Genomic DNA, 16,272 nt, shown 5'->3' on the forward strand with positions numbered 1-16,272 from the left:
CACATGTACTGCCCATGTATCTTTTGAATCCAGAGCAATCAGCCAGCGCCGTGACAGGCCGGTCATTGTATAGCCGCCCTTTTCATTCATGAACGCCAAAAACATCCAATTTCTGCGCATGACCCATTTGCGCGGGCCCAACATCTGGACTTACCGTCCTGTCATGGAGGCGCTGGTCGACATCGGTGAGCTGGAAGACTTCCCTTCCAACACCTTGCCCGGATTCAACCAACGACTGACGGCATGGCTGCCGGGTTTGATCGAACACCGCTGCAGCGTGGGCGAACGCGGTGGTTTCTTGCAGCGGCTTGAAGAAGGCACTTGGTCTGGCCATGTTCTGGAGCACGTCGCACTGGAGTTACAAACCCAGGCCGGCATGCAAACCGGTTTTGGCAAAGCACGCGAGGCTGGCCCCCGGGGTCTCTACAAAGTCGTCATCCGGACGCGCCACGAAACCGTCAGCCGCAGCGCGCTTGAAACCGCTCGCGACCTGATCATGGCCGCCATCGAAGACCACCCTTTTGACGTCAAGAGCGAAATCAACCGCCTCAAGCAAATGGTGGACAGCCTGTGCATTGGCCCCAGCACAGCCAGCATTGTGGACGCGACCAGTGACCGAGGCATACCCGCCATCCGTCTGAACGACGGCAACTTGGTGCAACTCGGTCATGGTGCACAGCAGCGCCGCATCTGGACAGCCGAGACCGACCGCACCAGCGCCATTGCCGAAGGCATCTCCAAAGACAAGGACCTGACCAAGCAGCTGCTCAGCATGTGCGGCGTGCCTGTGCCCCAAGGTCAAATTGTGGACAGCCCCGCTGCGGCTTGGGAAGCGGCACAGGACATCGGTTTGCCCGTGTGCGTCAAGCCCACAGACGGCAACCATGCGCGTGGTGTCTCGCTCGAACTGTCCAAACAAGAAGACATCGAAGCCGCCTACGACATCGCCCTGGCCGAAGGCAGCGAAGTCATTGTGGAAAGCTTCATCCTTGGTGAAGAGCACCGCCTGCTGGTGGTGGGCGACCATGTCGCCGCGGCCAACAAAGGCGAAACCGCCAGCGTGGTGGGCGATGGCGTGCACACCGTGACCGAGTTGATTGAACTTCAGATCAACTCCGACCCCCGACGTGGTGAAGAAGAAGATTTTCCGCTCGACACCATTCGGCTCGATGAACACACCACTTCCGTGCTGGAGCTCAAACGCCAAGGCCTCACGGCCGACAGCGTGCCGGAAGCTGGCCGGTCGGTGCTGATCATGCGCACCGGCAACATGGCGCTGGACGTGACCGACGAAGTGCACCCCGATGTGGCGGCGCAAGCTGTGCTGGCCGCACGCGTGGTGGGCTTGGACATTGCAGGCGTCGATCTGGTCGCGCGCGACATCTCGCAACCCCTGGCTGCACAAGGCGGCGCGATCGTCGAAGTCAACGCAGGTCCAGGCTTGCTGATGCACCTGAAGCCCGCCGTAGGCCAGCCACGCCCGGTGGGTCTGGCCATTGCCAACCATTTGTTCAATCCCGCAGAGACCGGCCGCGTGCCAGTGGTGGGCCTCATGGGCGATGGCGACACGACCCGCCCAGCCAAATTGGTGTCCTGGCTCTTGCACCTGAAAGGGCTCTACACCGGTCTGGCCTGCGCGGATGGTTTGTTCATGAACCAGCGCCAACTGCAAAGCCAAAACGGCATGGCCTGGGAAAACGCCCAGCGGCTCTTGATCAACCGGTCTGTTCAGGCTGCGGTGTTTGAAAGCGATGCCCGCCATTTGCTGGCCGAAGGCTTGCCCTACGACCGTTGCCAGGTGGGCGTGGTCACACGCATGCCCAAGGCCCAAGGTCTGGACGACTTGTACGCAGGCAGCGACGAAAAAATGCCCGGCTACGTGCGCACACAAATCGACGTGATCCTGCCCCATGGCACAGCGGTACTGAATGCCGCTGACGATCAAGTGGCCGATCTGGCACGGCATTGCGATGGCGGTGTGATTTTTTATGCCGATGACGAGAACACCCCCCGCCTTGTTGCCCATCTGGCCGCAGGAGGTCGCGTGGCCTTTTGGCGTGACGGACAACTGGTCTTGAGCGAAGGCCAGCGCGAATCTTTGGTGTTGTCGACCAAGCGGCCTGCGGTGTCCCGCCTGCTGCAAGATGGCAGACTCAACACCGACGACATGCTGATCGCCGCCTGTGTGGCTTGGGCTTTGGACATCAGCACGGATTTGATACGCGCTGGTGTGAAAAGCTTCGCTCAGAACACCTCTCATTAACACCCGACGAGCCCCTCGGCCTTACCGCATCACAGGAATCCAGGTTCATGGAAGTGTCAAGAATTCGCGCGCTGCGCGGTCCCAATTTGTGGAGCCGTCACACGGCCATTGAAGCCATCGTGACCTGCCCCGAGGCTGAACGCAGCCTGGTGGCCAACCACCCCATCGAGCAGCGCTTGCGCCGCATTTTTCCCGAAGTCGGCCCCATCGAGGGCAGCCGCTCGGGCCAAGCGCCGTCGATGGCCCATGCACTGGAAAAAGTCACGCTGGCCTTGCAAGCCCAGGCAGGATGCCCCGTCACATTCAGTCGAACCACGGCCACCGAAGAAGCGGGTGTTTACCAGGTTGTGGTCCAGTATTCCGAAGAAGCCGTGGGTCGCTTGGCACTGGAGCTGGCCGAGAAGCTTTGCCAGTCCGCCACGCAAGGTCATGGGTTTGACCTCGAAAGTGCTTTGGCCCAACTGCACGAATTGGACGAAGACGTGCGCTTGGGACCGTCCACCGGCTCCATCGTCGATGCAGCCGTTGCACGGGGCGTTCCGTTCCGACGACTGACCGACGGCAGCTTGGTGCAATTTGGCTGGGGCTCGCAGCAGCGCCGCATTCAAGCGGCAGAAATTGACTCCACCAGCGCCATCGCCGAATCGATTGCACAAGACAAAGATCTGACCAAAAAATTGCTGCATGCCGCTGGCGTGCCCGTGCCCTTGGGCCGTCCGGCACAAACACCTGACGAAGCCTGGGCCATTGCCCTTGAAGTCGGTCTGCCCGTCGTGGTCAAGCCGCAAGACGGCAACCAAGGCAAAGGCGTCACGGTCAACATCACCGAGCGCACTGCGTTTGACAACGCCTACGCCACGGCCGAGCGCTATGGCACCGTGATGGTGGAGAAGTTTTTGCCTGGCCATGATTACCGCCTGCTGGTGGTGGGCAACAAACTGATCGCGGCAGCACGCCGCGAACCCCCTTTGGTGGTGGGCGATGGCAAGCACACCGTGCGCCAATTGGTCGATCTGGTGAACGCCGATCCACGTCGCGGCACCGGTCATTCCACCTCCTTGACCAAAATCCGTTTTGACGACATCGCCATCGGCCGTTTGCACGCCCAGGATCTGGAGCCAGAATCGGTGCCCGAAAAAGGCCGCCGGGTCATCCTGCGCAACAACGCCAACCTGTCCACCGGCGGCAGCGCCACCGATGTGACCGACGATGTGCACCCCGAAGTGGCTGCACGCGTGGTGGAGGCCGCCCAAATGGTGGGCCTCGATATTTGCGGTGTGGACGTGGTGTGCGAATCTGTTTTGCGCCCCCTGGAAGAACAAAACGGCGGCATTGTCGAGGTCAATGCCGCCCCCGGCTTGCGCATGCACATCAGCCCGTCGTACGGCAAAGGCCGTGACGTGGGCAACGCCGTGATCGACCAGATGTTTCCCAACGGTGCCACTGGCCGCATCCCGGTGATTGCGGTCACCGGCACCAACGGCAAAACCACCACTGTTCGCCTGACCGCCCACTTGCTCAAGGCACAAGGTCTGCGTGTGGGCATGACCAACACCGATGGCGTGTATGTGAACGGCCGCCAGACCGACTCAGGCGACTGCAGCGGCCCGCGCAGCGCCCGCAACGTGCTGATGCACCCCGATGTGGATGCCGCTGTTTTTGAAACCGCACGCGGCGGTCTGCTGCGCGAAGGCCTGGCCTTTGACCGCTGCAATGTGGCCATCGTCACCAACATGGGTGGTGGCGACCATCTGGGCCTGAACTACATCACCACGCTCGAAGACCTCTCGGTCTTGAAGCGCGTGATCGTGCTCAACGTGGAACAAAGCGGCATGGCTGTGCTCAATGCAGCCGATCCTGCCGTGGCCTCGATGGCACCGCACTGCCCGGGTGATGTGACCTTTTTTGCACTCGACGCCAACCAGCCTGTGCTGGCCACGCACCGTGCCCAAGGCAAGCGTGTGGTGTTCACCGAAGACGGCCACATCGTGGCCCAAAAAGGCAAGCAGGTGTTCCGCATCCCGCTGGCACAGGTGCCACTGACCCGACAAGGTCAGATCGGTTTTCAGACCGAAAACGTCATGGCCTCGATTGGGGCCGCCTGGGCGGTGGGTGTGCCATGGGAAGCCATTGCGCAAGGTGTGGCCACGTTCATCAGCGATATCCAGGGCGTGCCCGGCCGGTTCAACGTGTTTGACTACAGGGGTGCCACCTTGATCGCCGACTACGGCCACAACCCGGATGCCATCCAGGCACTGGTGCAGGCGGTGGACAACATGCCTGCCAAAAAACGCATGGTGGTCATCAGCGGTGCTGGCGACCGCCGCGACCAGGACATCCGCGACCAGACCAAAATCCTGGGCCAGGCTTTCGACGAGGTCTTGCTGTACCAGGACGCCTGCCAGCGCGGACGCGAAGATGGCGAAGTGATTGCCTTGCTGCGCGAAGGCTTGCAAGGTGCGGCACGAACCACTTACGTGCAAGACATCCAGGGTGAGTTCAACGCCATTGACACGGCCTTGAGCCGCCTGTCCTCGGGCGACCTTTGCCTGATTCTGATTGACCAGGTGGAAGAGGCTTTGGCCTACATTGGTCAGAAGGTCGCATCCGCCAGCTGACGGCTAAAGCCCGTCGACAGGGCTGCCGATGCGGCCCTGTCTTCAACGCAAGCGTTCAGGCCAGCGCCATGGCCAGCCCACCGCTCAACACAAACGCCAGCTGCCACAGCAGCAAATGACCCCAGGTGGCAGGCCTGCGCTCCACTGCACGGTAAAGCACCGAACCGGCACACAGCGACAAGGCAAACGAGAGACACATGCCCGCCAGATTGGCCCATGGGTCTTGCCAATCGGCTTGGTACCAAGCTGCGCTCACCAGCAAGCTGACCGCAAAGTGCACCAGAAAGACCGAATACGATTTTTCTGCCAGGCTTGAGATGGCGCGTTGCCAGCGCGCACCCACAGATGCAACAGCCGCGGACGCCGCACCGGGTGCAGCGATGGGTGGCAAGGCCGCCAGCATCAAGGCCAAGCCCCAAGCCAGGCCCATGCGCATGCGCGGCTCCAGCCACAAAGCGAACAGCCCCAACACAAAAATGATGGACCATCCTTTGGCCGTGATGCGACTCAGGCGAACCCGGTAAGCCAGCATGCCCAAACCATAAGAGCCAAAGAAATACAAGCCCTGAACATCCAGGTTGTCCTGACGGTTCCACCAGTCCAACGACAAAGCGGACAAGAGCAACCACAACAACACCGTCAACCCACGCAGATTGAACCGAGGCTGCCACCGTTGAATTTGACCGGCCAACCAGACACAGCCCACAGCAATGGCAAACAACTGGAAATCAATGGCCACATACCAGATGCCCGCAGACAAGGCAGGCACACCCAGCAGGTCTTGCAGCATCAACGCGTGCACCACCAGCGTCCAAACGCGGGGGGCATCGGACAAAGAGTCATGCGGGTACCAAGGCCGAACCAGCGCCGTCACGCACACGGTGAATGTGAGCGCGGCCATCAAAGGAATGGCCAGCCGCAAATACCTTTTGGCCAGCAAATGGGGCACGGAAAAGTGGGCGGACAAGCTTTGTGCACTCACCGGCACAAACCGCAAAAGCTGCGCTGCGCTGAGGAAACCCGCCACCACCAGAAAAGCCTGAACAGCCAGTTGGCCGTGGTTATAAAGCGCAGCGAAAGGGTCTGGCGCCAGCCACATGACCCGGTCAAACATGGGGCTGTACACCGCCAGGTGATGCCAGACGATGAGCACGCAGCCGATGGCTTTGATCACATCCAGTAAAAACCAACGGCCTCCATCACTGGAGGCCGTTGCAGGGGAAAAATGACGAATCGAATCCAAATCAGCTTTCAACAGTTCCCATCAAAGCGCCAGTCTGGCGCGTGCAGCTGAGTATTCTCGCTTGAATTTGGCCACCAAATCGGCCGTGCTTTGCACCGCCTGGATGGCCCCAATGCCCTGACCGCAACCCCAGATGTCTTTCCAGGCTTTTTTGGCATCACCGCCAAAATTCATTTTGGTTGGATCGGACTCGGGCAGGTTCTCGGGGTCCAGGCCCGCCGCGCGGATCGATGGCGCCAGGTAATTGCCGTGCACGCCTGTGAACAGGTTGCTGTAGACGATGTCATCCGAGTTGCTGTCGACGATGGCTTGCTTGTAGTCGTCTGCCGCACGCGCTTCGTGCGTGGCAATGAAGGCCGAGCCAATGTAGGCAAAGTCTGCGCCCATGGCTTGCGCGGCCAAAATGGCATCGCCCGAAGCGATCGAGCCCGACAAAGCCACCGGACCGTCGAACCACTGGCGGATTTCCTGAATCAGGGCAAACGGGCTCTTGACACCCGCATGACCACCAGCACCTGCTGCCACGGCGATCAGACCATCAGCGCCTTTCTCGATGGCTTTGTGTGCATGCTTGTTGTTGATGACATCGTGCAGCACCACGCCACCATAGCTGTGTGCCGCCGCGTTGATCTCTTCGCGTGCACCCAAGGAAGTGATGATGATTGGCACCTTGTATTTCACGCACAAGGCCATGTCGTGCTCCAGACGGTCATTGCTCTTGTGCACGATCTGGTTGATGGCAAACGGTGCGGCAGGCTTGTCCGGGTTGGCTTTGTTGTAGGCGGCAAGTGCTTCGGTGATTTCAATCAACCACTCTTCAAGTTGCGCAGCAGGACGCGCATTGAGCGCCGGCATGGAGCCGACCACACCTGCTTTGCATTGCTCAATCACCAACTTGGGGTTGCTGATGATGAACAGGGGCGAAGCGATGGCAGGAAATGGCAGGTGGGCCAGAACGGGGGGCAACTTGGACATGGGGTCTCCTCAAATGATGAACTGATTGTGTAAGACCGGAGCAGAGATGGCTGTCGGCGCGGAGACACGCCAGCCAACATGCAACCGCCCAAAACCAACAGGCCCGCCCGAAGGTGCGGGCCTGTCAGGCTTCAGCCGTGGACAGGCAAACTCAGAACGCGTCGAGCGCCAGTTCCGTCACGCTGCCTGCGCCTTCGACGATGCTGTCGCGGATGCCGGGCACCTTGGACAGGATGTGGTCGGCGTAGAAACGCGCTGTCGTGACCTTGCTGGCCATGAAAGCGGCGTCTTGGGCTTGTGCCTCGGGTGTCAAGGCCACCAGCATGGCGCGGCCCATCTGCCAGCCTGCCATCAGGTTGCCGGTGAGCATCAGGTAAGGCACGCTGCCTGCGAACACGTCGTTGGGCTTGGCTTTGGTGTTGCCTGCCACGAAGTTGACCACGTCCACAAAGGCTTCGCGGGCGGCCTTCAGGCGCTTGGCCATGGCCTGCGCGTCGGCGTTGCCAGAGGCCACCAGTTGCGCCTCGGTTTGGGCCACTTGATCGGCCAGGGCTTTGGCGGTTTGACCACCGTCGCGCGAGGTCTTGCGACCGACCAGGTCGTTGGCCTGGATGGCGGTGGTGCCTTCGTAAATGGTCAGGATCTTGGCGTCGCGGTAGTACTGGGCGCAGCCGGTTTCTTCGATGAAGCCCATGCCGCCGTGCACCTGCACGCCCAAGCTGGTGACTTCCAGGCTCATCTCGGTGCTGTAGCCCTTGACCAGCGGCACCATGAATTCATAGAAGGACTGGTTTTGCTTGCGCACTTCGGCATCGGGGTGGTGGTGCGCGGCATCGTAGGCGGCGGCGGCCACCGAGGCCAGCGAACGGCAGCCTTCGGTGTAGGCGCGCATGGTCATGAGCATGCGGCGCACATCGGGGTGGTGAATGATGGGGCCAGCTGCCGGCAAGCTGCCGTCGACTGGGCGGCTTTGCACACGGTCACGGGCGTACTGCACGGCATGCTGGTACGCGCGCTCGGCGATCGAGATCCCCTGCACGCCCACCGCATAGCGGGCGGCATTCATCATGATGAACATGTATTCGAGGCCACGGTTTTCCTCACCAACCAAGAAGCCGGTGGCGCCGCCGTGGTCGCCGTATTGCAACACCGCCGTGGGGCTGGCCTTGATGCCCATTTTGTGCTCGATGGAGACGCAATGCACATCGTTGCGCGCGCCCAGGGAGCCATCGCCATTGACCATGAATTTGGGCACCACAAACAGACTGATGCCTTTGACGCCCTCGGGCGCACCCTGCACACGGGCCAACACCAGGTGGATGATGTTGTCGGCCATGTCGTGCTCACCGTAGGTGATGTAGATCTTGGTGCCAAAGACTTTGTAGGTGCCATCGGGCTGGGGCTCGGCGCGGGTGCGCACAGCCGCCAGATCGGAGCCTGCCTGAGGCTCGGTCAGGTTCATGGTGCCGGTCCACTCACCCGAGATGAGTTTTTCAAGGTACTTGGCCTTCATGTCGTCCGAGCCTGCCGTCAGCAGCGCTTCGATCGCGCCATCGGTCAGCATGGGGCACAGGGCAAAACTCATGTTGGCCGAATTGAGCATCTCGCCGCAAGCCGCGCCAATGGTCTTGGGCAAGCCCTGACCACCAAACTCGGCCGGGTGCTGCAGGCTTTGCCAGCCGCCTTCGGTGAATTGCTTGTAGGCCTCCTTGAAGCCGGGCGTGGTCGTCACCTGGTTACCGCTGTGGTGAAAAGACGGGTTCTTGTCACCTTCCCAGTTCAGCGGCGCGATGACTTCAGTGTTGAGCTTGCCGCATTCCTCCAGCACCGCTTGCGCGGTTTCCAGACCGGCGTCTTCAAAGCCGGGAATCTGCGCGATCTGGTCGATGCGGGCCAGGTGCTCGATGTTGAACAGCATGTCTTTGAGGGGGGCGGTGTAGCTCATGAAAGTCTCCGGTAAGTCTGGGTTTGGGTACAAAAAAGACCTCTCTCGGAGGCCTTTTTTGCAGTCGTCAAATGATCACAGTGCGTTGGTCAATTCAGGCACAGCGGCAAACAGATCAGCCTCCAGGCCAAAGTCAGCCACGCTGAAGATCGGGGCTTCAGGGTCCTTGTTGATCGCCACGATCACTTTGGAGTCCTTCATGCCCGCCAAGTGCTGGATCGCACCCGAGATGCCGCAAGCCACATACAACTGAGGCGCAACGATCTTGCCGGTCTGACCCACTTGCAGGTCGTTGGCGGCATAACCGGCATCGACTGCAGCGCGGCTGGCACCAATCGCTGCACCCAGCTTGTCGGCCAGGGGGGTCATCACTTCGTTGAACTTCTCCGAGCTGCCCAAAGCGCGGCCACCCGAGACGATGATCTTGGCGGCGGTCAGTTCTGGGCGGTCGTTCTTGGCGATCTCGCTGCGCGTGAAGCTGCTCTTGCCGCTGTCGGCCTGAGCTGCAGCGGCTTCCACCGCTGCGCTGCCACCGGTGGCGGCTGCGGCGTCAAAGCCGGTGGTGCGCACGGTGATGACTTTGGTCGCGTCGGTGCTTTGCACGGTGGCGATGGCGTTGCCTGCGTAGATCGGGCGCTCGAACGTGTCGGCCGAATCCACTTTGGTCACGTCGCTGATCTGGGCCACATCGAGCTTGGCCGCCACGCGGGGGGCGACGTTTTTGCCAGCAGCGGTGGCAGGGAACAGGATGTGGCTGTAGTGGCCTGCGATGGCCAGCACCTGGGCTGCAACGTTTTCAGCCAGGCCGTGGGCCAAGGCTTCGCTGTCGGCGTGGATCACTTTGGACACGCCAGCAATCTGCGCGGCAGCTTGTGCTGCGGCAGCGGCGTTGTGGCCAGCGACCAGCACGTGCACGTCACCGCCGCAAGCGGCGGCAGCGGTCACGGTGTTCAGGGTCGCGCCTTTGATCGAGGCGTTGTCGTGTTCTGCAATAACGAGGGATGTCATGTTTTTTCCTTGATTCGTTGTTTCTGTAGGAGCGAGCCCCTGCTCGCGAATGGTTGTTCACCACCATTCGGCCGCGGGGGCGGCCTCCCACATGGACTTCAGATGACCTTGGCCACGTTCTTGAGCTTGTCCACCAGCGTGGCGACATCGGGCACCTTGATGCCGGCGCTGCGCTTGGCAGGCTCTGCCACTTTGAGTGTCTTGATGCGGGGAGCCACATCGACGCCCAAGTCTTCAGGCTTGAAGGTGTCGAGTTGCTTTTTCTTGGCCTTCATGATGTTGGGCAGCGTCACGTAGCGCGGCTCGTTCAGGCGCAAGTCGGTGGTCACCACCGCTGGCAGGCTGATGCTCAGCACTTCCAGGCCGCCGTCGATCTCGCGGGTCACTTGGGCTTTGCCGTCCACGATCTCGACCTTGGAGGCGAAAGTCGCTTGGGGCAAGTCGGCCAAAGCAGCCAACATCTGGCCGGTCTGGTTGCAGTCGTCGTCAATGGCTTGCTTGCCCAAAATGATCAGGCCGGGTTGCTCTTTGTCGACCAGCGCCTTGAGCAGCTTGGCCACGGCCAAAGGCTGCAAGTCCATATCAGCGGGGGTCTCGACCAGGATGCCACGGTCTGCACCGATGGCCATGGCGGTGCGCAGGGTTTCCTGGCACTGTGCCACGCCGCAAGAGACGGCGATCACTTCGGTGGCGAAGCCTTTTTCTTTCAGGCGCACAGCTTCTTCGACGGCGATCTCGTCAAAGGGGTTCATGCTCATCTTGACGTTGGCAATGTCCACGCCGGAGCCATCGGACTTGACACGGACTTTGACGTTGTAGTCCACGACCCGCTTCACGGGAACCAGAATTTTCATGAAAGCATCTCCATTGATAGATCAAAACCAGCGACGTTTTGAAACACGCCATTGAGGGAAATCAGTTGACGTTAACGTAAACGTCAATTGTGCATCAAAACACTTTTAAAACCATGAATTATGGACAAAAAAGCACGGTCGTTCGTATTTTCCAGACTGCATTCTGTCATTTTTTCAACATCCTAACCCCGGGAATTCACCGACCAATCGGTTGGCGAATCAGGGTTAGCATGGAGTGCGTTCTGGCCGAATCCAGATTAGATTATGTTTTGTAACCAATTTGACGGAGCATTTTGATGAAAAAAACCCTGATTTCCATGGCCGCTGTCGCCCTGACCAGCTTGACAGGTTTGGCACAAGCGCAAACGGTGTTGACCGTCTCCAGCTGGCTCCCCCCAACGCACACGGCCAGCATGGCGCAAAAGGAATGGTGCGATCTGTTGACAGAAAACACCAAGGGTCGCATCAAGTGCAACATCTTGCCCCGCGGTGTCACACCCGCACCAGGCACTTATGACGCCGTCAAAAACGGTCTGGCTGATCTGTCTTACACCGTGCACGGCTACACGCCAGGTCGTTTCGTGATGACACAAATGACCGAATTGCCTTTCCTGGGCAACAGCGCGGAAACCATTTCGGTGGCTCTGAGCCGCGTCACAGGCAAGCACCCTGAATTCGCAGCCGAACACCAAGGCGTCAAGGTCCTGACCTTGTTCTCTCACGGTCCTGGCATCGTGTTCAACACCAAACGCCCCATCACCAAAGTGGACGATCTCAGCGGTCTGAAGTTCCGCGTGGGTGGCGGCATGGTCAACGAAATGTCCAAAGCACTCGGCATGAACGTGACCTTGAAGCCTGCGCCTGACTCTTATGAACTGCTGTCCAGCGGCGTGATGGACGGCACCCTGTTCCCGGCCGAATCGACCGAGTCGTTCAAGATCGACAAGATCATCAAGCACGCCACCACCTTCCCCGGTGGCATGTACAACACCAGCTTCGTCTTCATGATGAACCAGGCCAAGTACGAGAAGCTGTCGCCTGAAGACAAAAAGGCCGTGGACGACATCTCTGGCGAAACCGCAGCGCGCATCTTTGGTCGTGGCTGGGACAAAGTGGACCGCCGCGCCTTTGCCTTGATGCAAGCCAACGGCGTGGTCATCACCAAGGCCGATGCCAAATTCGTCAAAGAAGTCAAGGACAAGACTGCACCGCTGGAGCAAGCTTGGGTCAAGGCCGCTGAGGGCAAGGGCCTGAAGAACCCTGCCAAAGTGCTGGCCGACTTCCGTGCCGAAATCATCAAACTGGAAAAGTAATTCCCACTTTGCCGCGAGCGCAAAAGGAATACCCGGCAGTCCCTGTCCGCAAGGCGGGGACTGCCTTTGAATTTGAAAGACCCGATTTTGAAAAAATTGCTTGAAACCCTCAGCGGGCTGCTGGCCGGAATCGCCCTGTTTGCGATCATGGTCCTGACCTTTCTGGACGTTGGCGGGCGCAAACTGTTCGACAACTCCATCACAGGCTCGCTCGAACTGACTGAACTCTTGATGGTCGTCGTCATCTTTGGTGCGCTGCCCCTGGTGTCCGAACGCGGTGAGCATGTGGTGTTCGACTCCTTGGACCCCTACTTGCCTGAATTCGTTCAAAAAATCCAACGCGCCCTGGTGCACCTGCTTTGCGCGGGCTCACTGCTTGCACTGGGCTGGTTGATGTGGAAAACAGGTGGCGACTTTCTGGAAACGGGTGAAACCACCGCCCAACTCAAAATCCTCAAGGCCCCCTTCATTTATGGCATGGGCCTGCTGTGCGCCTTCACCGGCGTCATCCACTTGGGCTTGATGTTCAAGGAACAACAAGACAACGAAGGAGGCGTACTGTGATTGAAGCGCTGATTGGATTTGCGGCCATTTTTGGCCTGGCGCTCTTGCGCGTACCGCTGGCTTTCTCCATGGGCCTCGTGGGTCTTGTGGGCATTGGCCTGACCCGAGGCTGGATGCCCGCCTTCGCCAGCACAGCCCAAGTCGTTTACGAGACCGGATTCGCTTACACCCTGTCGGTGATCCCGTTGTTCATCTTGATGGGCAATTTTGTGGCCCGCGCCGGTCTGGCGCATGAGCTGTTCCATGCGGCCTACACCTTCATTGGACACCGTCGTGGCGGCCTGGCGCACGCCACCATCGCTGCTTGCGCGGGCTTTGGTGCCATCTGCGGTTCGTCGATAGCAACTGCGGCGACCATGAGCAAAGTCGCTTACCCGTCGATGAAAAAGCTCGGCTACAGCGATGCCTTGTCTACCGGCGTGATCGCCGCGGGCGGCACCTTGGGCATCATGATTCCTCCCTCCACCATCATGGTCATCTACGGCATCATCACCGAGACCCACATCGGCAAGCTGTTTGCAGCAGGCGTGATCCCCGGCCTCCTGACCGCCATATTGATGATGGTGGCAGTGGTCATCATGACTTCGCGTGACCCGCAGCATGCCCCCGCAGGTGAAAAATTCACCTGGTCCCAACGCTGGGCTGCCTTGCGCGGCATCTGGGGCGTGTTGCTGCTGGTGGTGATCGTATTGGGCGGCATCTATGGCGGCTTCTTCACCGCCACAGAAGGCGCGGGCATGGGTGCCATGGGTGCCTTCCTGTTTGCCGTTGCACGCGGTGCGCTGAGCTTCAAAGCCTTGTTCGAGGTATTGGTCGAGTCGGCCCGTACCACCGCCATGCTGTTCACCTTGCTGATTGCCGCGACGATCTTCGCCAATTTTGTGAACTTCACCAGCATGCCCATGGAACTCAAGGAGTGGATCACCCACCTGGGACTGTCACCGATCATGGTCGTTGCCGCCATGATGCTGATTTACGTGATCCTGGGGACCGTGATGGAAGAGCTGACGATGGTGCTGTTGACCATTCCCTTGTTCTTCCCGATCGTGGTTCAACTCGGCTTTGACCCGGTCTGGTTTGGCGTACTGATCGTGATGGTCATTCAAATTGGCCTGATCTCGCCACCCGTGGGCATGAACCTGTTTGTGCTCAACACCTTGTTGCCCAAAGTCGGCCTGGGCACCATCTTCCGTGGCGTGTGGCCACTGGTGCTGGTGCTGGTCATCACGCTGGGCATCTTGCTGGCATTCCCCAGCCTGAGCCTGTGGCTGCCGTCCATGATGGACTGAAGTCCCGGCACTTCAAGCCCAAAGGCACACCCCAGAGTGTGCCTTTTTTCATGGACATCACTAAGAAGATACGGCTCTTAGGGCTTGGAGGGCATGTGCACCACGCGCTGAGGAAACGGAATCTCGATGCCGTTTTCCCGAAGGGTTTTCAAGATGGCCCGATTGATGTCCGATTTGAGGCTGAGTTGGCCGCTGGCAGGGTCTTCAAACCAGTAGTTGACCGTGAACTCCAGCCCATCCGCGCCAAAAGCCGACAAAGCGACCAAAGGTGCCGGGTCGGCCAATACGCGGGGCTGCGCCTGGCAGGCTTGCAACAGCAAATCCATCACCTGGTCCACCGGCGCGTCATAAGCTACCGACACGATGGTGGTCTGCGCGACCTTGGAGTCGGCGAGTGACAAACTCTCCACACGCTGCGTGATCAACATCTCGTTGGGGACGATGGACTCGCGCCCCGAAGGAGAGCGAATCACGGTGTAGCGGGCCTTGATGTCGGTGATGCGTCCTTCAAAATTATCGATCTTGACGCTGTCGCCGATGCGCATGCTGCGCTCGGCCAGAATGACAAAACCACTGACATAGTTGGCGGCCAGTTTTTGCAGGCCAAAGCCGATGCCCACGCCCACCGCACCGCCCAGCACAGACAAAGCCGTGAGGTCAATGCCCACTGAAGACAGCGCCAGCAGCAGGCCGACAAACATGAGCAAAGCCCGCACCGTGTTGCTGATGACTTTGCGCAGCGACAAATCGCTGCCGGTGGCCGACTTGAGCAAACGCGACTCGAGTGCCGAAGACACCCAAAGCGCAAAGATCAGCACCGCGCCAGCGGTGAGCGCGCCCTCGATCAGGGTGCGAACCGACAGCATGGAGCCGCCGACCTTCCAGCGGATCTGGTCCAACTCTTCCAGGATCAGCGGCAAAATGCCCGTGACCCACAACACCACAGCCAACCAGGCGATCCATGAAATCGTGCGCTCCAGCATCCGCACAAACGGGGCTTCACCAAAAGCCACCTGCAACACCTTGACCCCAAATCGGATCAAGGCCAACGAGATGCAGACGGGCAACAAAATGCCAAACAAGGCGACCGGGTGGTCTTCGGTCAACAAGGCTCGGGCGACGAAGGTCAGACCCAGCAAGACCGTAGGAAACAAGACCCCGTCAATCAGGCGCTTGCCCAACAAGACAGACAGCTCGTGTCCCGCAAACGCCCGGCGAACCAGCCACACCAGCAACCAGGCCAAGGCGATGCAGACGCCAAATGCCGCCAACACCTGAAGCGATTCGGCCCGGACCAAGGTGTCCAGCCAGACCATGGGGTCGGCAATGCTCAAAGATTTCATGCTCGCCATGAGGGTTTCCTTTTGTCGATGAAGGCCTGAACGCCCTCTTGGGCAACCTCGTCCATCATGTTGCAGGCCATGGTCTGGCCAGCCAACTGGTAAGCGGCTTCCACGCCCATTTCGCGCTGTTTGTAAAACAAGGCTTTGCCCAAACGCACCGCTTCTCGCGGCTTGGCTAAAATGGCATTCACCAGCTCATCCACCTGCTCATCCAGATCGGGGGCAGCGCACACCCGGTTGACCAGCCCACTGCTGCGGGCCTCGGCAGCTGAAATGAAGCCGCCGGTCAACAGCATTTCCATGGCTTGCTTGGCGTGCATATTGCGCACCAAAGGCACACTGGGTGTAGCGCAAAACAGACCGACATCGATGCCATTGACCCCGAATGTGGCGCTGTCGACCGACACCGCCAGATCGCATTGCGCCACCAGCTGGCAACCCGCTGCGGTGGCAATGCCTTGCACACGGGCGATCACCGGCACCGGCAAATTCTGAAGCGACAGCATCATGCGTGTGCACTGTGCAAAGAGCTTTTGGTAATACGCCAGCTCAGGCTGGGCCCGCATTTCCTTGAGGTTGTGCCCGGCGCAAAAAGCCTTGCCTGCAGCAGCCAACACCAGCACGCGGGCCTGCTCGTCCTGCGCGATCACATTCAAGGCTTGTTGCAGCGCATCCAGCAGGGATTCGCTCAGGGTATTGAAGCTGCTGGGGCTGTTGAGAGTCAGCCTGTGCACGCCACGCGCATCGCGCTGGTGGAGCAACAGGTCTGTTGAAGTGGGGGCGGTTGCGTCGGTCATGGCTAGATTGTGCACAAACGCGCCGTGCAGCAACCCAGACCAGACCGCTCACAGCGGCCT

At 59.8% G+C, this 16,272-nt stretch carries 12 protein-coding genes; 5 read left to right on the top strand and 7 right to left on the bottom strand.

Translation table 11 applies throughout. From position 1 onward, the window contains the following. Positions 1 to 88: 88 nt before the first annotated feature. Entirely contained in the window at positions 89 to 2,263 is a 2,175-nt protein-coding gene (gene cphA, locus B9Z33_RS13040) for a cyanophycin synthetase (protein ID WP_108287453.1), read from the top strand. Positions 2,264 to 2,310: 47 nt separating this feature from the next. Further along, complete coding sequence (gene cphA / locus B9Z33_RS13045; RefSeq protein WP_108287454.1) at positions 2,311 to 4,881, top strand: cyanophycin synthetase; 2,571 nt, start codon at positions 2,311 to 2,313, stop codon at positions 4,879 to 4,881. 55 nt (positions 4,882 to 4,936) lie between these two features. Here cphA (B9Z33_RS13045) and B9Z33_RS13050 read toward each other — a convergent pair whose 3' ends face one another. The 5 genes from B9Z33_RS13050 to B9Z33_RS13070 form a co-directional block, all read right to left on the bottom strand. Continuing rightward, positions 4,937 to 6,124, bottom strand: a complete 1,188-nt coding sequence (locus B9Z33_RS13050; protein WP_158270218.1) for an acyltransferase — start codon at positions 6,122 to 6,124, stop codon at positions 4,937 to 4,939. A gap of 21 nt (positions 6,125 to 6,145) precedes the next feature. Further along, on the bottom strand, positions 6,146 to 7,099 hold the full coding sequence (locus B9Z33_RS13055) for a nitronate monooxygenase family protein (RefSeq protein WP_108287456.1): 954 nt from the start codon (positions 7,097 to 7,099) through the stop codon (positions 6,146 to 6,148). Positions 7,100 to 7,250: 151 nt separating this feature from the next. Then, positions 7,251 to 9,044, bottom strand: coding sequence for an acyl-CoA dehydrogenase (locus B9Z33_RS13060; protein WP_108287457.1), 1,794 nt, complete (start codon positions 9,042 to 9,044; stop codon positions 7,251 to 7,253). A 75-nt stretch (positions 9,045 to 9,119) separates the two neighbouring features. Further along, positions 9,120 to 10,052: an electron transfer flavoprotein subunit alpha/FixB family protein gene (locus B9Z33_RS13065; protein ID WP_108287458.1), complete on the bottom strand. Its 933-nt coding sequence runs from the start codon at positions 10,050 to 10,052 to the stop codon at positions 9,120 to 9,122. 98 nt (positions 10,053 to 10,150) lie between these two features. Next, a complete protein-coding gene (locus tag B9Z33_RS13070) occupies positions 10,151 to 10,906 on the bottom strand; it encodes an electron transfer flavoprotein subunit beta/FixA family protein (RefSeq protein ID WP_108287459.1) in 756 nt (251 codons plus the stop codon). A 296-nt stretch (positions 10,907 to 11,202) separates the two neighbouring features. Between B9Z33_RS13070 and B9Z33_RS13075 the strand changes: the two genes are divergently transcribed. The 3 genes from B9Z33_RS13075 (at position 11,203) to B9Z33_RS13085 (ending at position 14,072) form a co-directional block, all read left to right on the top strand. Beyond that, positions 11,203 to 12,219, top strand: a complete 1,017-nt coding sequence (locus B9Z33_RS13075) for a TRAP transporter substrate-binding protein (protein ID WP_108287460.1) — start codon at positions 11,203 to 11,205, stop codon at positions 12,217 to 12,219. A 66-nt stretch (positions 12,220 to 12,285) separates the two neighbouring features. Continuing rightward, on the top strand, positions 12,286 to 12,783 hold the full coding sequence (locus B9Z33_RS13080) for a TRAP transporter small permease (protein WP_233252831.1): 498 nt from the start codon (positions 12,286 to 12,288) through the stop codon (positions 12,781 to 12,783). Beyond that, on the top strand, positions 12,780 to 14,072 hold the full coding sequence (locus B9Z33_RS13085; protein ID WP_108287461.1) for a TRAP transporter large permease: 1,293 nt from the start codon (positions 12,780 to 12,782) through the stop codon (positions 14,070 to 14,072). Before B9Z33_RS13080 ends, B9Z33_RS13085 begins: the two co-directional genes overlap by 4 nt. Positions 14,073 to 14,149: 77 nt before the next feature. On the opposite strand, the gene B9Z33_RS13090 is transcribed toward B9Z33_RS13085, so the two are convergent. Beyond that, positions 14,150 to 15,424: a mechanosensitive ion channel family protein gene (locus B9Z33_RS13090; RefSeq protein WP_108287462.1), complete on the bottom strand. Its 1,275-nt coding sequence runs from the start codon at positions 15,422 to 15,424 to the stop codon at positions 14,150 to 14,152. Further along, entirely contained in the window at positions 15,412 to 16,212 is an 801-nt protein-coding gene (locus B9Z33_RS13095; protein ID WP_108287882.1) for an enoyl-CoA hydratase, read from the bottom strand. Before B9Z33_RS13095 ends, B9Z33_RS13090 begins: the two co-directional genes overlap by 13 nt. Between the last annotated feature and the right edge of the window lie 60 nt (positions 16,213 to 16,272).

It is taken from the genome of Limnohabitans sp. T6-20 (assembly GCF_003063505.1).
GTDB lineage: Bacteria > Pseudomonadota > Gammaproteobacteria > Burkholderiales > Burkholderiaceae_C > Limnohabitans_A.